Source organism: Corynebacterium sp. P4-C1, assembly GCF_030503595.1.
GTDB lineage: Bacteria > Actinomycetota > Actinomycetes > Mycobacteriales > Mycobacteriaceae > Corynebacterium.
On sequence record NZ_CP129966.1, the window covers coordinates 1,875,988 to 1,897,030 of the forward strand.

Sequence of the window (21,043 nt, forward strand, 5' to 3'; positions counted from 1 at the left end):
TTTCGTGCTGGTACTCGCCTTCACTGTCGCGGTGTCGGCGGCGGTGAGCTACATCAGTTACGAGGTGGTCGAGGTCCCCGCCATGCGCTGGCTGCGAGGCAGCTCACCGCGACACAGCCTGCGACCGTCACCGCCACAGAGTCGCCCGCGTAATTCGCGGCCGGCCACGGAGCCCGCGCCAGCCACAGGCCCATGACCGTGGCGGAGCCGGCGGCGAGCGCCCATGGGGGAATGAGTGTGAAGCGGCGGATCAGCAGGGTCGCAGCGAAGGCGGCTGCGCCGACCGGGCCTCCGGCGGCGGTGACGGCGGCAGCGGCCGCGAGCGTGACTGGTGATGAGGCATCGCCGCCGCGTTTCCTTGAGGCGGTGCGTGGGGAGGAGCTCCACAGCACGCACAGTCCGAGTGCGAGCAGGCTCAGTGCGCCGCCGAAGATGAGGCTGGCGCGGAAGAAAGTCTCGCCCGCGAAAGACATGGTGAACGTGCCCGACTCGCCGGCGGGGACGCGGAAGGCCTGCATGCCGGAGTCGACGCGGACGGGTTCCAGCTCGGTGCGGCCGCCGGGTCCGTCGATAGTTCCGCGCAGACCTGAGTTGAAGGCGCGCGTGGTCAGGATGAGGCGGTCGGAGTCGGCGGGGGCGGCGGTGCCGTCGAAAGGCGACCAGTCCGTGCCGCGCATGCCGCGACTCAACGAGACTGTCTCGGTGTCCGTGATGATGGTGTGCGTGCCGGCCTTTAGCTCCACGGTGCCTGCCTCGTAATGCTCGCCGTCGATTTCCGCTGCGTGCGAGAGCGTCCACTTCCCGGCGCGATTGGTGGTGAAGGCCCGGCGGATGACGTCGTCGGCGGGAAGAAGGCGCTGGAAGAAATAGGTGTCGCCCGTGCCGGTCACGGTGACTATGCGGTCCACGCCAGCGGCGAATTCGCTGATCCCGGCCGGCTCATCCAGCGTGACGCGGACCGCGTCCGAGTTGACGCCGGCGCCGACGTCGACGGTGAGGGGTGTGTCTTTCTTGAACGAGACTTCGCGCGATCCCCCGTCCCAGCTCACTGTGGCGGACACGGATTCGGTGGCGGTGACGGTGACCTCGCTGACGGGGGAGTCGGGCGCGACTTCGAGCCACGGGGACTCATCGCCGGGAGTGGGGTGCCAGGCGGTGTCGTCGAGCCCGTCGACGGCGGCGGTGAGTGACCCGGCGGGTTTCGCGCCGCCAAAAGAGGTCGCGTCGGCGGCGGACGAGGAAGCGCGGACCGTGCCGCCGGTCTCCGCCACCCGCACACGCCGGCCGTCGGAGGGGTAGTCGGGGACGCGGTTGCGCACCGCGCCGCCTTCGCTCATGTCGCGCAGGTGCGCGGAGGTCGGGCCGATAAGGGTGCCGTAATTGCGCTTGGCTAGAGCGGGGGTGTCGGTGACGATATCGGCCTGCCCGGCACCGGCGGTGATAGTGCGCGGGGAGTAGCCGAATTCAGCGTCCAGCAGGGGCAGGACCTCGCCGCCGCCGGCGACAGTGGGAAGGGCGGAGCCGGCGTCCGCGATCATCATGTCCCGGTCCGGTTCAACGAGGTAGACGGAGACATCCCCGAACGCGGCAGGTTTTCCGAATGCATCGCTGAGCTCCGGCGGCTGCAGGCCCGAGGCCAAGTCACCGCGCACCACGACGGCGCCGACGCCGATCGCGCGGAGCGCCTCGGGGCTGAGGGCGGCGAGCTGCCCGTCGAGTCCGCGGACCGCTTCAGGATCCACGAGCGGCACGGCGTCGCGGGCGGCGAAGCGGGTGGAAGTCAGGCCCTGGATTGGTTCGTCGCGGGTCCAGCCCCAGGTCTGCCGCGCGAATTGCGCCTGTGGGACGACGAGGGTGCGGGTGCCGGCGGCGTTGGCATCGATGAATGCGGCGGCGGCCTGCCAATCCGGGGACACCGCAGTCCACGTGCCTTCCGGAGCGAGCCGCAGCGTCCACGCCGGCGATGTCGCCAGCACGGTCGCGAGCACACCGGCAACCAGCACGGGGGTACGCGCGCGGGTCATCACGTACCCGGCGCCGAGAGCCAGCGGGAGGCGCACCAGTGGGTCGAGTTTGTGCAGGTTGCGGAAAGGGGCACCGGGGCCGTCGAGAAAGGAGAGCCACGCGCCTCCCAACGGGCCGTGCGCCGCGGCGAGCAGAGCGACCCCGCAGCACAGCAGCACGGCGAGGTAGCCGCGCCACGGCATGCCCCGCAGCGCGAGACCAGCCAGCCCGAAGGCGGCGACAGCGAGCGTGACCAGCACGAAAACGGGTTCGTTGACCAGCAGGAAACCGGCGGTGCGCTCCGTGTCGACGAACGGCGACCATGACGTCGTGCCGCGCAGCACCTCGGCCAGATTCGTCCACCGCGTGGTCACGTACGCGGACTCGATGAAGTCCGTGAACGGGGGTGAATAGCGGCCGAGCACCAAAAGGGGCCCGATCCACCATGCGGACACGAGCGCTACGCCGAGCAGCCAACCAGCGAGCGGTTTCCACGCCGTGCGGTAGATGAGCAGAAGGAAAGCGGGCAGGCACGCCATCATCGTGGCCGTCGCGTTCACCGCGCCCATCAGCGCCACCGGGAGCACAGCCGCAGCCACATCGCCCCGCCGGAGTTGCGGCGCGAACAGGGGAGCGAGCGTCCACGGCACTAGCGCGACAGGCCACGCTTCAGAGGAGATCGCCGTCAATGTCGTCAGCACGCGCGGGCTCAGCGCGTACAGCACCGCGGCGAGGCTTGACGACGCCCCCCGCAACCCCAGCCTGCGCCCCAGCACCACCGTGCCCGAGAACGCGGTGCCCATGACGATCGCCCACCACATGCGCTGCGCCACCCAATCCGGCAGCGGCTCCGTAAGCCAGAAGAATGCTCCGTGGGGGAAAAGGTAGCCGTACGCCTGGTTCTGGATCTGCCCCAGTGTGAAGCGGTCGGTGTAGGCGTGCGTCGCGGCGCTGAGGAACGCGCCGGGATCGGCGGTGAGGTCGAATTTGGTGTCCGCTGCCGTCCGCCCGGGGGCCTGCAGGAACGACAGCAGGGTCAGCGCAATCCAGCCGAGCAGGTGCTGGCGGCGTGCGGCGAGGGTGCGCAGAGCTGGCATCTACTGCCGGGAGCCGTACTCCGGCCCGCCGAGCACCGCTTCATCGGCCGGGACGGCGTTGCCCGACGGCACCTGGTTCTGGCCGGAGAAAGATGCGATGCCCACCACACCGACGACACCGAGCACGATACCGGTGACCGAACTGGCCAGCACAGGCCCGAGCGTGCGGCGGGACCAAGACTGGTCTGAGCGGCTGGTGCGGATCACGGAGGTCATGGGACTTGAGGTTACCAGGGGGATAGGATTTGAAGGAGACGTCGGCAAGCGAGCAAACGAAGGGGGAGACCGCGATGCGCACTGTCACTGTGTCCGCGACTGTCGCCCTCGGTGCGCTGACCTGTATGTTCGTAGCGGCGTGCGCGGGGCCCGAACCGGCGCGGGTGACGGTTGAGGAGACCGAAACGCACACGGTGACCGTGACCCCGCCGCCGGAACTGCCTGCTGATCTGCGCGAACGGGTCGCCTCGCTGATGGTCGTCGGAGTGAAGAATTACGATGAGGCGCGCGCCGCGCTCGAGCAAGGCGCAGGCGGGCTGTTCCTGCCCAGCTGGTCAGACCCCGCACTGCTCACCGAGGAAGGGCGCAACATCAACGCCCTGCGGAAAGAATTCAACCGCCCGTTCACCGTCGGAATCGACTTCGAGGGCGGGCGGGTGCAGCGCCACGCGGACGTGATCGGCTCCTTCCCGCCGCCGCGCGAGCTCGCGCAACAATCCCCGGAAGTGATCCGCGGCAGCGGCTACGATGTGGGCCGTGCGCTGGCGAGATACGGGATCAATGTCGACTACGCCCCGCTTCTCGACGTGGACGCGGCCGGGCTCGACGTCGTGGGCGACCGCGCGTTTGGCTCCTCTCCGGAGCGCGTCGCCGAAGTCGCTGTGCTCTTCGCGCAGGGGCTCGCCGATGCCGGAGTGACGCCCACCTTTAAGCACTTCCCCGGCCACGGACGTGCCAGCGGCGACACACACCACACGCTCGCGCAGACTCCGCCGATCCAGGATCTCAACGTCTTCGACCTCGCCCCCTACGCGGCGGTCCTGCCCAAATTCCCGCACGCGTCCGTGATGGTGGGGCACATCGTGGTGCCCGGTGTCGGCGATGGGAAGAGCCCGTCGTCGCTCAACCCGAACGTCTACCGCATGCTGCGTACCGGCGACTACCCGGGCGGCGCTCCGTTCGAAGGTGTCGCCGTCACCGACGACTTGTCCGGCATGCGCGCGGTCACCGACCTCATGCCCACCCCCGATGCCGTCCGCAGCGCCATCGCCGCAGGTGCCGACCAAGCGCTGTGGTCCTCCGGCGACGGCCTGCGCGAAGCCATCGACGGCACTGTCGCCGCCGTGGAGGCCGGGGAGATTCCCTCCGCGCGCATCGACGAAGCCGCTCGCCGGGTCCAGCTGCAGCTTATCGACGGCCCCCGGTAGCCGTATTGCCTCCCATTTCCGCTGTGTCCGTTACCCTTAAGTCCCGTGAGTAGTGTGCAAGCTAGACGCGGGACCGGCGGGTCCCGCGGCGTGAAGGTCGCCGTCGGCTTCCTCATCGGCCTGATCGTGATCCTGCTGGGGCTGTACCTGGCGGACATCGCGTTCAACCGCGGCAATGTCCCGCGCGGCACCGCCGTCGGCGGAGTCGAGGTCGGCGGGATGGCGCCCGCGGCAGCCGTGGAGAAGCTCGGCAGCGAACTCGGTGACGTCAACGACAAGCCGGTGACCGTCACCGCTGCGGAGGAGAAGACCGAGTTCGTTCCGGCCAGCGCGGGTCTCGGCCCCGACTGGCAGGCAACCGTGGATGCCGCGGGAACAGAATCGTTCAACCCCGTCACCCGGCTGCTGGGGTTGTTCCGCACCAATGAAGTCGACATCGTTTCCACCTCCGACGACTCCGCGCTGGCGCCCACCGTCGAGCGTGTGGCTAAGGACCTCACCGTCGAACCCGCCGACGGTGCCGTCGCCATCGAAGGTGGTGAACCCAAGGTCACCGACCCCAAGCTGGGCCAGGACATCGACACCGACGAGCTCAAGCGCGCCATGAGCGCCAACTGGCTCAACCCCGCCGGCGTCGAAATCGAGCCGGAGGTCACCGAGCCCGCCATCGGCGAGGACCTCGTCAAGGAAACCGTCGACGGTCCTGTCGCCCGTGCGCTCGACGGTCCACTGACGCTGAAAGGCCAGAAAGAGACTGACGCAGTGATCGACGGTGAGAAGATGGGCGAAGTGGTCACCTTCCGCAACGACCCCAAACAGCGCCGCATCGTGCCCGAGGTCAACACCGAAGCTGCGCAGGGCATCTTCGCCGAGCAGCTCAAAGACACCGTGAAGGAAGGCAAAAACGCCACTATCTCCGCCTCCGGCGAGGTCAGCCCGTCCGTCGACGGCAACGAGATTCGCTGGGAGGAGACCATGAGGGGCTTCGGCGACCGCGTCCTCGGCGACCAGCCCCGCACGTGGGAGGCCCAGTACAAAGAGGTTCCCGCTACCTTCACCACAGAACAGGCGAAGAACGCGACCTTCGACGACATTGTCGGCGAGTTCACCACCGGCGGCTACAGCTCCGCCTCCGGCACCAACATCTCGATCGTCGCCGACACCGTCAACGGCGCGGTGGTCAGCCCCGGCGAGACTTTCTCCCTCAACGGCTACACCGGTCCCCGCGGCACGGCCCAGGGTTACGTCTCCTCCGGCATCATCATCGACGGCCGCGCCGGTAACGCCGTCGGCGGCGGCATTTCCCAGTTCGCCACCACCCTGTACAACGCCTCCTACTTCGCGGGCATGACGGACGTCGACCACACGCCGCACTCCTATTACATTTCCCGCTACCCGGCCGGCCGTGAGGCCACCGTCTACGAAGGCGCGATTGACCTGGCGTTCAAGAATGACACCCCGCATCCCGTCAAGATCGAAACCAGTTTCGGCGGCGGCGAGATCACCGTCCGCCTCAAAGGTGTCAAGGACCGCGAAGTCGAGTCCATCAACGGCGGGCGCTGGGCCTACACTTCCCCGAGCCCCAAGACCGTCTCCGGCGGCGAATGCATCCCGTCCGGTGGCGCCCAGGGATTCACCACTTCCGACACCCGCATCGTCCGCGACCTGTCCGGCAAAGAAATCTCCCGCGAGACCCAGACCACGGTGTACAACCCGCAGCCGATCGTGCAGTGTGGCTAATTAGCGGCCCGCGGTGGCTGGGCGCTCCAGCCCCCACAGGGTCAGCTCCATGATCTCGGCGTCCCGCATCATCAATTGGTGGATCGGCGCGCCGGGAATCTCCTTGTTCACCACATCCGCGCCGTCCACCGATTCGAGTGTCGACGCGCTGTTCGGCGTGACCAAGGTGTCGCGTGTGGAGTACAGCGCGGTGTAGACCACCGACGGGTCGGTGTCCGGCAGGGGATCGGCGTGTTCGCGCATCCAGGGTGAGCCAGCCAGCTGCTGCGGGACACTAGGGCTGAGCAGGAGTTTGGTCAGTTTCGGGTGCCGCTCGAACCTCCGGAGCATGCGCGGCGCGGCACCCTCCATATCCGTGCCGTGGAAATTGGCGCCCATGGCGACTACTCGGCGCACCTTGTCTGCGCCGCCAGTGGCGATGAAGAGCTTGGTCAGCAACCCGCCCTGCGAGTGTGCGACGATGTCCACCTGCTCGGCGCCGGTCACAGCGAGGACCCTATCGACATCCGCACGCAGCTCATCCAGCGAATCCTCGAGCTGTCCCGTGCCGTACAAGCCGGGCAAGAACATTTTTCCGTAGTTGTAGCCCCACACCCAGTAGCCGTGGTCGCGCAAGTACCGGGCGTTGCGGCGGAAACCGCTCGCCCGACTATGAATCCCGTGCACGTACAACACCGGGGTGTCGTGCTCCGGTGTGAAAGTGGGGATGTTGAAGATGGGCTCTCTCCAGCGGGACACCGTCGCCCGTGCACTGATGGCGGCCGTGGCCACGATTTCTCCGATGCGCTGTGTCACACTCACACCACCACAGCATAGGGCCGTGCGCGCAAAACGCCTCGGCGTCTGCGAAACTGCAAGCTACGGGGCGGAGTGAATGGAGCCGGCGACGATGTCTGAAGTCATGACATAGTTGACACGGCGTGCCTGGGACATCATTCCTGATGGTTGACAGGTCAGTCGCGACATGGTTGACACTTAGGGGGCGGAAACATTCTGGGGTGATGGTTGACACCTCAGTCGCGACATCGTTGGCACCTTCCGCTACCCCCGCGCGTCTGGTGCCGATGCGGGGATCAGTCGGGACATCGTTGACAAATGAACAGCCCGAACCGCAACCTTGCCATCGTCAAAGCCGTCCGTGATCAAGGTGAACCAGTCATCAAAGTCGCCAAACGCTTCGGCATCTCCCGCCAGCGCGTCTACAAGATTCTTGCCGAGTTCGACGCCGGCGGCGCAGAGGCCATCGCCCCGAAATCCCGCGCACCGCACACCCACCCAAATGCCGTGCCGGACAGCTTGCGCAACTACATCATCGACATGCGCAAAGAACTCACCAAAGCAGGACTCGACGCAGGCCCAGACACCATCGCCTTCCACCTAGACAGGCAGGGGCTTCGCACCCCGTCAACATCAACGATCCGCCGCATCATCACTGACGCCGGACTCGTCGACCCGCAACCACAAAAGAAACCACGCAGCTCCTACATCAGGTTTGAAGCCGCCATGCCCAACGAATGCTGGCAAGCCGACATCACCTACCTCTTCCTCATCGACGGCAGACGCGTAGAAGTCCTCGACTTCATCGACGACCACTCCCGCTACCTGCTATCAATCACCGCCCGGCCAGCATTTACAGGCCCAGCAGTCGCAGCAGAACTCCAACGCCTCATCGACACCTACGGCCCACCGGCATCCACGCTCACTGACAACGGGCTGGTGTTCACCGCCCGGTTAGCCGGACGAAAAGGCGGCCGCAACGCTTTTGAGAAAGTCCTCACCGACAACTGCATCCAACAGAAAAACGGCCGGCCAGGACACCCACAAACTCAAGGCAAAATCGAACGCTTCCACCAAACACTCAAACGCTGGATCAACGCCCAACCACCCGCCGAAACCATCCCCCACCTTCAACGACAACTCAACGAATTCGCCGCCTACTACAACACCGAACGCCCCCACAGATCACTTGGGCGGCGCACCCCACAACAGGCATACACAACAGGACCCAAGGCCGAACCCAACCACACCCCCGAAGAAGAATGGCGCGTCCGCAACGATGTCGTCGCCCCCAGCGGCAAAGTCACCATCCGCTACGCCGGCAGGCTCTACAGCCTAGGAATCGGACGCGCCTACTACGGCGAAGAAGTCCTGATGGTCATCACCGACAACCACATCACAACATCACTAAAAGAAACCGGCGAACCCATCGCCGAGCACTACATCGACACATCCCGCAATTACCAAAAAGCCTACTGGCGAAAAGGCCAACCCCCACTGACCTGAAAACCAAAACCGGCGCCTTGGAAAAATAAAAACCAAGACACCGGTTTGTCCACCATGTCGCGACTGATCTGTCAACGATGTCGCGACTGAGGACAAATGGAGCCGGCGACGAGAATCGAACTCGCACTCTCAGCTTGGGAAGCTGATGTTCTACCACTAAACTACGCCGGCCTGGCTGGTTGAAAGCAGCGCAGATTATCGTAGCACCGCACGTGCCGGACACTGAAAAACCCTGCCAGCCCCGCACCGGGGGCGGCACCGTAAGATGAAGCCGTGCTTCTTTCTGACCGCGACATTCGTTCCGCCATCGACTCCGGCCGTCTGAGCATTGACCCGTTCAGACCGGACCTGGTTCAGCCGTCCAGTGTGGACGTTCGCATCGACCGCTTCTTCCGCGTGTTCAACAACTCCAAGTACACGCACATCGACCCGAAGAAGGAGATGCCGGAGCTGACCACCGAGGTCGAAGTTCCCGAAGGTGAGCCGTTCGTCCTGCACCCAGGTGAGTTCGTGCTCGCCGCGACCCTGGAGAAATTCACGCTGCCTGCGGACCTCGCAGGCCGCCTGGAGGGCAAGAGCTCGCTGGGCCGCCTGGGGTTGGTCACCCACTCCACCGCCGGCTTCATCGATCCCGGCTTCACGGGCCACATCACTCTGGAACTGTCCAACGTGGCCAACCTGCCGATCACACTCTGGCCGGAGATGAAAGTGGGGCAGTTGGCGTTGTTCCAGATGTCTTCCCCGGCTGAGAACCCCTACGGCTCCTCCGCCGTCGGTTCCAAGTACCAGGGACAGCGCGGGCCGACACCTTCGAAGGCGTATCTGAACTTCCGCGAGTAGCCTGCGGGGGTAACCCACACCCCTGCGGCCGCGGTGCATTTGGGCGCGAAGGCGCTTTGTTGATTAGGCTGATTTTCAACAAGTTTTCATTAACGGAAAGCGTTTTCACCAAAGCGACGGTTTCCGTACCCCTAACTGACAAGGAGTCACCATGACCACTCCCAACGAGACCTCTCACCAAGGCTGCTGCGGTGGCCACACCGACAAGAACGATCTCGGCCTCAAGGATGTTCACGCCACCGATGCCGGTGCACAGTGCAACTGCGAGTCGGGCCACTGCCAGTGCGGTCACCACATGACGTGCGACTGCGCAGGAAGCGAGTGCGAGTGCGGATGCAAGGAAGGCCAGGGCCACGGGCACTGCGCTGAGCACGGCCACGAGCACCACCACGAAAAGGGCGAGTGTGAGTGCGAGCCGCACGAGGTCAAGGAGAAGGCGGACTGCGGCTGCGGCCACGCGCACTAGAGCTCCAGAGCGAAAAGCGGGCGCGCCCAGCGGCGTGCCCGCTTTGTTCATTCCCAATTAGGCTGACCTTAACCGCGTTGTCGTTACGGACAATCCCAAACCTTGCATAATGTCCGGTATGCGCATGACTGTGATTGGCACCGGATACCTTGGAGCAACGCACGCCGCCTGCATGGCGGAGCTGGGGCACGAGGTGCTCGGCATTGACGTTGACCAGGCGAAAATCGACGCTTTGAAGAACGGGGACGTGCCGTTCTACGAGCCGGGTCTGCCCGAGGTTCTCAAGCGCAATATCGAATCCGGCCGCCTGGGCTTCACCACCGATTATGAAGAGGCCGCGGCATTCGCGAACGTGCACTTCATCGGCGTGGGCACCCCGCAGCAGCGTGGCTCGTACGCCGCCGACACCACGTACGTCGAAGCCGCGATCGACAGCCTCGTGCCGCACCTCGAGGGTGAGCACCTCATTTTGGGTAAGTCCACCGTCCCGGTCGGCACCGCACGTGCGTTGCAGGAACGCGCCGACGCCGCGGCGGAGAAGGCCGGCAAGGGGGCAAGCGTCGAGATCGCGTGGAACCCTGAGTTCCTCCGCGAGGGGTACGCCGTCAAGGACACCATCGAACCCGACCGCATTGTGCTGGGCACCCGCGGGGAGAATTCCCGCGCCGAGGAGACCGCGCGCGAAATCTACGCCACCCCGCTGGACAGTGGTACCCCGTTCATCGTTACTGACCTGCAGACCGCCGAGCTTGTGAAGGTCTCCGCCAATGCATTCCTGGCCACCAAGATCAGCTTCATCAACGCCGTCTCCGAAGTCTGCGAGATCGTCGGGGCCGATGTCACCCAGCTTGCCGACGCAATCGGCTACGACGACCGCATCGGCCGCAAGTTCCTCGGTGCCGGTCTCGGGTTCGGCGGCGGCTGCCTGCCGAAGGACATCCGCGCATTTATGGCCCGCGCCGGCGAGGTTGGTGCTGACCAGGCGCTGACCTTCCTGCGCGAAGTCGACGCGATCAATATGCGCCGCCGCCAGCGCGTCACCGATTTGTCGCGGGAGATTCTCGGTTCCCTGATCGGACGCCGGATCACCGTGCTGGGTGCCGCGTTCAAGCCGAATTCCGACGACGTGCGCGATTCGCCCGCTCTCGCCGTGGCCGGCCAGCTGAGTCTCGCTGGTGCGGCGGTGCGCGTCTACGACCCGCAGGGCATGGAGAACGCACGCAAGGTTTTCCCGACTCTGGATTACGCGGTCTCGCTCGATGATGCCCTCACCAACGCCGAGCTGATGATCCTCGCTACGGAATGGGACGAGTTCAAGAAGCTCGACCCCACCCATGCAGGCGAGCTCGTCGCCGACAAGAAGCTTATCGACGGCCGCAATGTCCTCACCGTGGACGACTGGCGCTCAGCTGGTTGGGAGGTGTGGGCTCTCGGTCGCTCTCTGTAAGGGCTCTTGTGCCCGGATTTCTTGGACACTAGCCCCAAAAGGTAGTGGCGCGACCTGGAAAATCCTTCCCGCCTGCGCACCTGGCCCCAGTCAAGTATTGCGACTACCTGTGAGAACAGGCCTGTGTGCGGGGGGTGCCCTCACAGGAAAGAGACTACCCGCTGGGCACAATTCTGTTGCATGTTTTGCTAGTAAAACAACTTCAAGGATTGACTTACCCTTGGGATCCACATCTACGCGCCCGCGCTTCACCGTCTCGATCTCCAAGAGCGCCATGAGTGCCGCTACCGTGCCGATCCTGGTTCTGACGACTGTACAGGTCATCGATGCGCCGCAACCCCGCGGGCAAGGAATTGGTCATCGACGGCCAGGGCACCTGGACGGTGAACCCGACGACGGGCGAATTCACCTTTACCCCAGTCCCCGGATTCGTGGGCAGCCCGGCACAGGTGTCGTACGTCGCGAACACGACGAGTGGTGCACCGGCCACAGGCACCGGATTCGTGACCATCACGTACCCGACTGCTACCATTGTTCCGGCATCCACCGTCGGCCCGCAGGGTTCGACGCAGAACAGCACCGACAAGGACGCCAGCGACCTCGGCCGCACTACCGCCGAGATGTTCCCGAGCCTGCCCGCGGATTGGTATGGCCAGGCGGATAGCCCGGTGAAATTCCAGCTCCTTGATGCTCAAGGAAACCCGGTCGACGGCGGCACACTCACCGTTGCGGAGCTCTCCGAGGACGGCAAGACGCTCACCGTTCCGGGCCAGGGCGAATGGAAGGTTCTGGAAAACGGCACTGTCGCGTTCATCCCGGAGCCCGACTTCGTCGGTGACGTCACCCCGGTCGAGCTTGATTACGCACGCACCGACGGCGCGATCGTGGAAACGCTGATCCGGATCCAGGGCACGTACATCGAAGGCGCTCTGCCGCCGGTCACTGAGACGGAGACTGCAACAGCGACCGCGACCGAGACTGAGAAGTCCACCGAGACCGAAAAGGCGACGGAGACGACCACCACGACCGAGAAGGTGCCGGGAGGTGGGTCTTCCAACGGCGACGAGATCATCAAGCGCTGCTTCGGCAACGCGGTGCGCTCGCCGATCCTGTGGGTGCTGCCGCTGGCTATCCTCGGCCAGGTGGGCGGAAAGTTCGTCCAGCCGTACATCGGCCAGTACCAGGCGCAGCTGAACGAGATGAACGCTGAGATCCAGCGCGAAATCCGCAAGCGCACGCCGGACTTCGGCTTCGGCAGCGGGGGCCACGACAACGATCAGTACAACGAGCTCATGTCCCGCGTGAATGCGGCGAACGCCCAGCTGCAGCAAGTCGCTAACGACCCGATGGTCCAGCAGATCGGCAAGGGCGCGGGCGTGATCCTCGCGTTCGTCGCCGCAGGCGCTGTGCTCTACGACTGGTGCTTCAATGAGCCGGGCCAGGCCAAGACCGCCATCGGAGGACTCGGCTCAGGCTCCAGCAACGGCACGGTGACCCGGCCGACTGGCGGTGAACCGCAGTCGTCCAGGCGTGACCAGCCCAGCAGCGGTGAGGGCTCCAGCAAGTAGCATTCACTGAGGCTGACCGGCCGCCGGTCACACAACAACACCACCCCTTCCCCGCGCGGGGAAGGGGTGGTGTTTGCGTCGATAAGCGAAAAGCGCGCTGGGCTGGTGGGCTGAGCCCGCCCCGATCGGGCCCGGACGGGGCCGCAGCCGGAATGCCGCGCTAGTGCTGGTGGTAGTCGGAGAGGAAGTTGCCGAGGCGCTCGATGGCGTTCTCCAGCTGCGATGCCCACGGCAGGGTGACTACGCGGAAGTGGTCTGGGGTCGGGTAGTTGAAGCCGGAGCCGCCGACCATGAGGATCTTCTCGCTCTTGAGAAGATCGAGCATGAAGCGCTCGTCGTCGTGAATCTGGTACATGTCCAGATCGAGCTTCGGGAACGCGTACATCGCGCCCTTCGGTTCGACAACGGATACGCCCGGAATCTCCCGGAGCTTCTTCACTGTGATGTCGCGCTGCTTCTTCAAACGTCCGCCCTCACCCGTCAGGGCGTAAATCGACTGGCGGCCGCCGAGTGCGACCTGGATGGCGTGCTGGCCCGGAACATTCGCGCACAGGCGCGTTCCCGCCAGCAGGTCGAGGCCTGCGATGAAGCCGGTGGCGCGGCGGCGCGGGCCCGTGATGACCATCCAGCCGGCGCGGTAACCACACACGCGGTACGCCTTGGACAAACCGTTGAACGTACAGGTGACCAGATCGGGGGCGATGGCGGCCATGGAGTGGTGCACGGCGCCGTCGTAAAGCACGCGGTCGTAGATCTCGTCGGAGAGCACCATGAGCTCGAACTCGCGCGCGATGTCGGCGATATCCTCCAGAACCTTCTTGGAGTAGACCGCGCCCGTCGGGTTATTCGGGTTGATCACCACGATCGCCTTGGTGCGGTCCGTGATCTTGGACCGGATGTCCTCGATCGACGGGTTCCAGTCGTCCTCTTCATCGCACAGGTAGTGGACCGCCTTGCCGCCGGCGAGGGTAGTAGCGGCGGTCCAGAGAGGATAGTCAGGGGAGGGAATGAGGACCTCGTCGCCCTCGTTGAGCAACGCCTGCGTCGTCATAGAAATAAGCTCGGAGACACCGTTGCCCAAGTACACGTCATCGATGTCGATGTCGGGGAAGCCCTCGATCTCTTCGTAGCGCGTAACCACCGCGCGGCGGGCAGGAATGATCCCTTTCGACGTGGTGTAGCCCTGGGAAGTCGGGAGCGCGGCGATCATGTCGCGCATGATCACATCCGGCGCCTCGAAACCGAAGACCGCCGGGTTGCCCGTGTTGAGCTTCAAAATGGTGTGACCGTCGCGCTCCATCTCCTCCGCCGTGGTGGCGACGGGGCCGCGCAGGTCGTACGACACATTCTTGAGCTTGTCTGCCTGGTCGAAGTGGCGGTGGGCCTTCAGCGGCTCGCGCTTCGGCTGTTTCGGCTGCTCCGACTTCTCAGGCTTTTCGGTCTTCTTTTCTTTCGACGATGTGCTCATAGGACAATTGTTCCAAAAATCGGGTGGCTATTTGGTGAAACGGTTCAACGTGCGTTGCGCCAGATCCATCGCGTTGCCCGTCAACTGTTCGCGCTGCATTGTGCGCTCGACCTTCCGGCGCTCCAACTCCATCCGGTTCGCCTGCTGCAACTCGCGGAACCGCTGCCGGTCGAGTTGGCGCGGACTCGGGGCGTACCAGCTGTCGGGTCCCGCCTTCATGATGTAGAGGACTGTGAACAGCGCCGGAATGATGAGCAGGAGAAGAGTCCACAAGCCCGAGCCCGTGGCGGTGCTGAGCCCCACCGCGCCAGCGAAGGACGCTAGTGAGCCCAGGGAGAAAATGCCTAGCCGGGTGTTCTTGCCGTTCGCGCGGGCGCGTTCAATCTCGCTGCGGGTGAAAGTCTGCTCCACCTCACCCGGGTGCTGTGGCTGGTGCTCCGGCAGATCGCGGAAGAGCGGCACCAGGTCGCGGTGCGTCGTCGCGGCGCCGACGTCCTCGCAGCGGCGGTTGAACTCGTCCGAATCAAGCCGGCCTTCGCCCAGCGCATAGCTCAAGCGCGCCACCGCCTCCGAGCGGTCCAAATCCGACAGGCGGACGAGATCGCTGCCCGGCTGCTGGGGGCGCATTGACTGTTGTGGACGATGCGGCTGGGGCTGATTCATCACAATTTCAATACTAATCCCACTATGTCACTTGCTCGCCTAGACAAACGTTCGGCCACAAATATCATGTACTCCATGAGTACTCCGAACGATCCCAGTAATTACCCCAGCTACGGTGGCAATTCGTCCTACGGTGGCGACCAGAACTCCAACAACTACGGCTCGAACTCCGGCTACGGTCAGAATTCCGGCAACCCCTACCCGCCGACCTCCGGCTACGTGAACCCCGAAACGGGTTCCGAGTCCGGGCGTCCGCTGCAGATCCCGGCGGGCGTCAAACTGCCCCCGGCGGAGCCGATTCCGTTCGGCTTCAAGCGCTTCTTCACTAGCCAGTGGCACGTCTACCTCGGAGTGCTGTTCCTGCCGGTAGTCGTTGCTGTGATCGGTTTTCTCGTGTTGCTCCTCCCCCAGGTCATCAGCGCGGCTGACAGCGGGTCTGAAGAGATCCCCGCTGGAGTCCTTGTCTCGTTGATCATTTTCTATGTTCTGTTGTTGGCTCTCTCGCTGGTCTCTGGCCTCGTCATCTACAAGATCGCCCTGAAGGACACACGCGGTGTGAAGCCAACGTGGAGTAACGCCTTCAAGGACGTGCCGTGGGGCAACGGTATCCTCGTCTACATTCTTCTTTTCGTCGCGTTTTTCGCTGTATATGTCGTACTCGGTCTGTTGAGTTACGCCTTGGCGAACGTGTCGGAGGCGCTCAGCATCATTGTCCCTCTCGTCGGCATGTTCGGCATGATCTTCCTGTACCCGTTCGTGGCGATGATCCCCCTCTACGCCATTGACGGGAAAACCAGCGCCGCCGGTGCATTCGGTGCGGCGTGGAGGGACGTGAAGGCCCAGTACTGGCAGGTCCTTGGCGCGATCATCCTGCTGAGCCTCGCATGCATGGGCCTGATGCTCGTCACCATCGGCTTCGCCGGCATCATCGTCGGCCCAGTTCAGGTACTGGGCTTGGTGTTCATCTACCGCTGGGTCAGCGAGAGCGGATCTGCGGGCCAGGCTGGTCCGGACGCCGGTTATTCCGGTGCCCCGGGGCAGCCGTACCAGCACCCGGAGCAGCCGGGCGGCTACATGAGCATGTACTAATGCGTTTCTTTCGGCTTAGCCCTCTTCACTGAACTGGGACTGGTTCAGTTCGAAGTAGGTACCTCGCCGGGCAAGGAGCTCCTCGTGGGTTCCCTGCGCGGCGATTTTTCCGTTCTGCATGACGATGATGAGGTCGGCGTCGCGGATCGTCGACAAGCGGTGCGCGATGACGAAGCTGGTGCGTTGGCTGCGCAGCGCGTTCATCGCCTTCTGGACAAGAACCTCGGTGCGGGTGTCCACGGACGAGGTCGCCTCGTCGAGGATGAGCAGAGCCGGCTGGGAGAGGAATGCGCGGGCGATGGTGATCAGCTGGCGCTCACCCGCGGAAATAGAGCCGCCGTCTTGGTCGATCTCCGTTGCGTAGCCGTCGGGTAGCGAGCGCACGAAGCGGTCGACGCAGGTTGCTTGCGCGGCGGCAATGACCTCGTCGTCGGTGGCGTCGAGCCGGCCGTAGCGGATGTTCTCCATGATCGTGCCTTTGAACAACACGGCATCCTGGAGGACCATGCCGATGTTGGAGCGCAGCTGTGCGCGGCTCATCTCGCGGATATCCGTGCCGTCCAGGCGGATCGCGCCACTGTCGACCTCGTAGAAGCGCATGAGAAGGTTGACCAGGGTGGTTTTGCCGGCACCCGTGGGGCCCACGATGGCGGCGGTCTGCCCCGGCTGGACGCGCAGCGAGAGGTCCTCGATGAGCGGGACATCGGGGGAGTAGGAGAAGTCCACGTGGTCGAACTCGACGAGCCCGCGCGTGGTGCCCGTTGTGGCGGCCGCGGTGTCTTGCTCCTCCTCTTCAGCATCGAGCAGCTCGAAGACGCGTTCCGCGGACGCGACACCGGACTGCAGCATCTGCATCATGCCGGCGACTTCGCCGAGCGGCTGGTTCATCTGGCGGGAGTACTGGATGAAAGCGGTGGCGTCGCCGAGCGTGATGGAGCCGGAAGCGACTTTCAGGCCGCCGAGCACAGCGATCGCCACATAGGACAAGGAACCGATGAACTGCATGATCGGGTGCATCGAGTTGGCCAGGAACTGAGCTTTCTGCGCCGCGGCGGCGAGTTCCTCGTTGCGTTCGTCGAACTGCTCCCGGATCTCTGCCGAGCGGCCGAAGATCCTCGCAACGTCGTGGCCGGTGAAGGCTTCCTCCACGTGCCCGTTCAGGTCGCCGGTGGCTTTCCACTGGGTGACGAATTCCTTCTGGGAGCGGGTGCCCACCAAGCCCATGACGGCACCGGTCAGCGGGATTGCCAGCAGGGCGACGACGGCGAGCTGCCACGAGATGGCGAACATCATGACGATGATGCCGGCGAGGGTGAGGACCGCGTTGAACAGCATCGAGAGCGATTGCTGGAGCGCCTGCTGGATGTTGTCCACGTCGTTTGTCGTGCGGCTCATGACGTCGCCGCGTTGACGCGAATCGAAGTAAGACAGCGGCAGGCGGTGGATCTTCGCCTCCACCCCCTCGCGCAGCGTGTAGACGGCGCGCATGGTCAGTTTGTTCAGGATCGCGCCCTGGGCCCACATGAGCAGGGCGGCGGCCAGGTAGAACGCCAGCACCGCGATGATGAGACCGCGGAGCCGGTCGAAGTCGATGCCGTGGCCCGGGTTTAAATCCATCGCCGCGGCCATGTCGGCGAAACGGTCCTGGCCCGCCGCGCGTAGACCATCGACCGCTTGCTCGGCGGTGGTGCCCTCCGGCAGCTGCTTGGACACGACTCCGCTGAAGATCACGTCCATCGCTCTGCCCATCACCCGCGGCGCCCAGACGGCGAGGAGGACAGAGCCCGCGTTCATCAGGAAGACGAAGATGAGCGTGATCTTGTAGGGGGCCAGCAGGCCGAGCAGGCGCTTCGCGGAGGGCCAGAACTGCTTGGCCTTCCGGGGAGCCTTATTGGAGTAGTCGTCCCCGGCCATGCTCTCTTCGTAGGCGGCCAATTGGTCGTCTGTCATCTGCTCGCTCATGCCGTCACCGCCTTCTGGCTTGCGTCGATCTCACGGTAGGTGGAGCTTGTGCGCAGCAGCTCGTCGTGGGTTCCGCGTGCGACGATCTCGCCAGCTTCCATCACGAGAATCTGGTCCGCGTTGCTTATCGACGCCACCCGCTGCGCCACCACCAGCACCGTGGCATCCGCCGTGTAGCTGGTCATGGCCCGCTGCAGTTTGCCTTCGGTGACGGCGTCGAGGGCGGAGAACGAATCGTCGAAGAGGTAGACGTCCGGCCGTGCGACGAGCATGCGCGCAATGCACAGCCGCTGGCGCTGGCCGCCGGAGACGTTGGTGCCGCCTTGGGCGATCGGCATGTCGAGGTCCTCGACGAAGCCCGCTTGAGCGGTGCGCAGCGCCTCCCACAGCTCTTCGTCGGTGGCGTCTGGGTTGGCCACCCGGAGATTCGACGCCACTGTGCCCCGGTACAGCCACGGCTTCTGCGGGACCATGGCCACTGTGCCGTTGACGCGGATCTCCCCGGAGGTGGGGTAGTACAGCTCCGGGACGAGTCCCAGCAGCGTCGATTTTCCGGAGCCCGTCGACCCGATGACCGCGGTGACGGTGCCCGGCCGCGCGGTGAAGTCGATGTTCTTGAGCACCGGCTCCTCCGCACCCGGGTAGCGGTAGGAGACGCCGCGGAATTCGACAGTGCCCGGTTCTGAGGCAGAATCGGCGGCGCCGGACTGGGTGCGCGGCGGCTGGGCGGCTGGCTCGTAGCCCAGAACTTCGCTGATGCGGCGGCCGCACACGATTGCGCGGGGGAGCATCATGAGCATGAACACGCCCATCATCACGGCCATGAGGATCTGCATCAGGTATTGCATGAACGCGGTCAGCGAGCCGACTTCGACGAGGCCCTCGTCGACGCGGTGGCCCCCGAACCAGAGCACCGCCGCGGTGGCGAGGTTCAGGATGAGCATGATGACGGGGAACATCGTGACGAAGACGCGGCCGATATTCAGGCTCAGCTTCGTCAGGGCGGTGTTGGCGTCGGTGAAGCGCTTCGTCTCGAAGTTCTCCCGGCCGAAGGCGCGGATGACGCGGATGCCGGCGATCTGCTCACGCAACAGGCTGTTGATTGCGTCAAGCTTCTTCTGCATCGTGCTGAAGAGCGGGATGAGGAGCGCCGCGATGATTCCGACGGTGACGGTGAGAACAAGCACTGCGACGGTGACCAGCCACGACATGCCGGCATCCTGGCGCAGCGCCATGATCACGCCGCCGACGGCCATGATCGGTGCAGCGACCATGAAGTTGAAGAACAGCAGGGTGGTCATCTGCACCTGCTGCACGTCGTTGGTCGCGCGGGTGGTCAGCGTCGCCGGGCCGAAGTGCCCCATGTCCTCTGACGTGAACTGGTTGACCTTGTCGTACACCGCGCCGCGGATGTCGCGGCCGGTACGCATCGCCGCGGCGGAGGCGAACCACACCGCACCCACCGCTGCAGCCACCTGGAGCAGCGACACCGCGAGCATGAGCAGGCCCACGCTCCGGATGTACGGCACGTCGGCTTTGGCCACGCCGTTGTTGATGATGTCTGCGTTCAAATCCGGCAGGTACAAGGTCGCCAGAGTCGACAGAAGTTGCAGCACGACCACCGCGGCGATCAACCCCGCGTACGGCCTGCTGAACCTCCCGGTCAGGCGGATGAGATCCACGAGTTGCCCCTCTCTTTTAGACAGGGGCAATACTAAACCTTGCGGTGAAAATTTCACCGTCCGGTGCTGCTACCTCAGCGAACAGGTGTGGAGCAGACTTGCTCGTAGTGGTCCGGCAAGCCGTTCTTGCCGTAGGACAGGCGGCGATGGAGCCACTCGAAAGGACCAGGTTTGCCTGCCTTCTCCAAGGCCCACGCACCAGCGACCGTAGCCAGCCAGACGAGCAGCGCCCACCCAAGCTTGCCCGCAATGGTGGCATCCCGTGTGATCCACCAGAACGCGGGCTGCGTGGTCAGCATGAACAGGATCGTTTGCCCCAGGTAGCCGCTCATGGATCTCTTGCCGAGCGCGATGAACGGTTCGAGGGCGGGAGGAAGCGCGCCCCCGGCGTCGATACGCGTCTGCAGAGGCTGGCATACTAGGGCGATCGCGGCGAGAATGCCGGGCCCCGTGAGCAGCCCGAGCGAATGGTTCGCATCGGTGAGACCGGCTGCCCAGCCGGGGCCGAGAACGCCGATCTCCGCGAAGCCCCACGGGATCCCGATGGCAGGAATGAGCACTGCTGCAAGGAGCGCCCATGCGCGAAACATCGTGCGGTTCGCAGGCAGATCGCCGAAGACTTTGCGGCGGCCCCAGATGAAGCCGACGATGACGAGTGGCAAGAAGGACATCATCTCAATCGCCGCAAGCGCGGGGTACATCATGACAACGGAGATGCCGTTCGACATGCGCTCACCGAGATCGGTGATCCGGGCGGGTTCTCCGCCGACGGGTTCCTGAGTTGTGCCGAACGCGGCGATAATGCCGGGGGCACGGGCCGCTGCTTGGACGGCGAACACCGTGCCCGCGAGAATATAGAGTGCGCGGTCACTCCAACCAATGACAAGACACAGCAGCAATGCCGCGATGCCGTAGGCGGTCATGATGTCGTTGGTGAAAAACAGCGTCTTGTGGATGAGCCCAAAGAGAAACAGGAATCCGTAGCGGCGTGCCAGTACCTTGCGGCGCGCCCGCAACGGGTACCCGCGCCGGGCCAGGCTGGCAAAGATCATGCCCACTCCGACACCGAGCAAGGTGGCGAACATGGGCAGGCCGCGCACGTGCACGAAAAGCGTCTCGAAGAAGACCAGTGCCTTTTCGAGCACGGTCCCGGCACCGTTGTAGCCGCCGAGGCCTGCGGCGTGGTCGACTTTTTCCGCCGGATCCCAGTCCGTGACCATATTGGCCATCGCGATACCGACGAGGGCGAGCCCCCGAGCCAGGTCAGGGGCGATGAAACGTCGACGGGAAGCGGTGAATGCTCCAGCCAT

16 protein-coding genes and 1 tRNA gene are annotated in these 21,043 nt (G+C 64.6%); 8 read left to right on the forward strand and 9 right to left on the reverse strand.

Annotation, left to right across the window (positions count from 1 at the left end; all coding sequences use genetic code 11):
* Positions 1-53: 53 nt before the first annotated feature.
* The gene (locus tag QYR03_RS08880) at positions 54-3,101 is read right to left on the reverse strand and encodes an alpha-(1->3)-arabinofuranosyltransferase family protein (RefSeq protein ID WP_301713400.1); all 3,048 of its coding nucleotides are present in this window, start codon (positions 3,099-3,101) and stop codon (positions 54-56) included.
* Positions 3,102-3,317 carry a DUF2613 domain-containing protein gene (locus QYR03_RS08885; RefSeq protein WP_301713399.1) on the reverse strand — a complete coding sequence of 72 codons (216 nt, stop codon included), beginning with the start codon at positions 3,315-3,317 and terminating at the stop codon, positions 3,102-3,104.
* Between the two features lie 74 nt (positions 3,318-3,391).
* On the opposite strand from QYR03_RS08885, the gene QYR03_RS08890 reads away from it, so the two are divergent.
* Positions 3,392-4,525 carry a glycoside hydrolase family 3 N-terminal domain-containing protein gene (locus QYR03_RS08890; RefSeq protein WP_301713398.1) on the forward strand — a complete coding sequence of 378 codons (1,134 nt, stop codon included), beginning with the start codon at positions 3,392-3,394 and terminating at the stop codon, positions 4,523-4,525.
* 54 nt (positions 4,526-4,579) lie between these two features.
* Entirely contained in the window at positions 4,580-6,265 is a 1,686-nt protein-coding gene (locus QYR03_RS08895) for a VanW family protein (protein WP_301713397.1), read from the forward strand.
* On the opposite strand, the gene QYR03_RS08900 is transcribed toward QYR03_RS08895, so the two are convergent.
* Positions 6,266-7,066, reverse strand: a complete 801-nt coding sequence (locus QYR03_RS08900) for a triacylglycerol lipase (protein WP_301713396.1) — start codon at positions 7,064-7,066, stop codon at positions 6,266-6,268. It abuts the gene before it with no gap.
* A gap of 294 nt (positions 7,067-7,360) precedes the next feature.
* Between QYR03_RS08900 and QYR03_RS08905 the strand changes: the two genes are divergently transcribed.
* Positions 7,361-8,548 carry an IS481 family transposase gene (locus QYR03_RS08905; protein ID WP_301713561.1) on the forward strand — a complete coding sequence of 396 codons (1,188 nt, stop codon included), beginning with the start codon at positions 7,361-7,363 and terminating at the stop codon, positions 8,546-8,548.
* A 97-nt stretch (positions 8,549-8,645) separates the two neighbouring features.
* Here QYR03_RS08905 and QYR03_RS08910 read toward each other — a convergent pair.
* Positions 8,646-8,719 (reverse strand) — tRNA-Gly (locus QYR03_RS08910).
* Positions 8,720-8,821: 102 nt separating this feature from the next.
* On the opposite strand from QYR03_RS08910, the gene dcd reads away from it, so the two are divergent.
* The 4 genes from dcd to QYR03_RS08930 all read left to right on the forward strand — a co-directional run bounded on the left by dcd (position 8,822) and on the right by QYR03_RS08930 (position 12,869).
* The gene (dcd, locus tag QYR03_RS08915; RefSeq protein ID WP_301713274.1) at positions 8,822-9,388 is read left to right on the forward strand and encodes a dCTP deaminase; all 567 of its coding nucleotides are present in this window, start codon (positions 8,822-8,824) and stop codon (positions 9,386-9,388) included.
* Between the two features lie 151 nt (positions 9,389-9,539).
* Positions 9,540-9,854: a hypothetical protein gene (locus QYR03_RS08920; RefSeq protein ID WP_301713276.1), complete on the forward strand. Its 315-nt coding sequence runs from the start codon at positions 9,540-9,542 to the stop codon at positions 9,852-9,854.
* Between the two features lie 118 nt (positions 9,855-9,972).
* On the forward strand, positions 9,973-11,301 hold the full coding sequence (locus QYR03_RS08925) for a UDP-glucose/GDP-mannose dehydrogenase family protein (RefSeq protein ID WP_301713277.1): 1,329 nt from the start codon (positions 9,973-9,975) through the stop codon (positions 11,299-11,301).
* A gap of 326 nt (positions 11,302-11,627) precedes the next feature.
* Entirely contained in the window at positions 11,628-12,869 is a 1,242-nt protein-coding gene (locus QYR03_RS08930) for a hypothetical protein (protein WP_301713278.1), read from the forward strand.
* 160 nt (positions 12,870-13,029) lie between these two features.
* Here the strand turns inward: QYR03_RS08930 and QYR03_RS08935 are convergent, their stop codons facing one another.
* Entirely contained in the window at positions 13,030-14,337 is a 1,308-nt protein-coding gene (locus tag QYR03_RS08935; RefSeq protein WP_301713279.1) for a pyridoxal phosphate-dependent aminotransferase, read from the reverse strand.
* Positions 14,338-14,364: 27 nt separating this feature from the next.
* Entirely contained in the window at positions 14,365-15,000 is a 636-nt protein-coding gene (locus tag QYR03_RS08940) for a DUF1707 domain-containing protein (RefSeq protein WP_301713316.1), read from the reverse strand.
* A gap of 75 nt (positions 15,001-15,075) precedes the next feature.
* Between QYR03_RS08940 and QYR03_RS08945 the strand changes: the two genes are divergently transcribed.
* On the forward strand, positions 15,076-16,089 hold the full coding sequence (locus QYR03_RS08945) for a hypothetical protein (RefSeq protein ID WP_301713280.1): 1,014 nt from the start codon (positions 15,076-15,078) through the stop codon (positions 16,087-16,089).
* 15 nt (positions 16,090-16,104) lie between these two features.
* Here the strand turns inward: QYR03_RS08945 and QYR03_RS08950 are convergent, their stop codons facing one another.
* The 3 genes from QYR03_RS08950 to QYR03_RS08960 all read right to left on the reverse strand — a co-directional run bounded on the left by QYR03_RS08950 (position 16,105) and on the right by QYR03_RS08960 (position 21,043).
* Positions 16,105-18,051: an ABC transporter ATP-binding protein gene (locus QYR03_RS08950; RefSeq protein ID WP_301713281.1), complete on the reverse strand. Its 1,947-nt coding sequence runs from the start codon at positions 18,049-18,051 to the stop codon at positions 16,105-16,107.
* The gene (locus QYR03_RS08955; RefSeq protein WP_301713282.1) at positions 18,048-19,733 is read right to left on the reverse strand and encodes an ABC transporter ATP-binding protein; all 1,686 of its coding nucleotides are present in this window, start codon (positions 19,731-19,733) and stop codon (positions 18,048-18,050) included. Before QYR03_RS08955 ends, QYR03_RS08950 begins: the two co-directional genes overlap by 4 nt.
* A 74-nt stretch (positions 19,734-19,807) precedes the next feature.
* Positions 19,808-21,043, reverse strand: coding sequence for a DUF418 domain-containing protein (locus QYR03_RS08960; protein ID WP_301713283.1), 1,236 nt, complete (start codon positions 21,041-21,043; stop codon positions 19,808-19,810).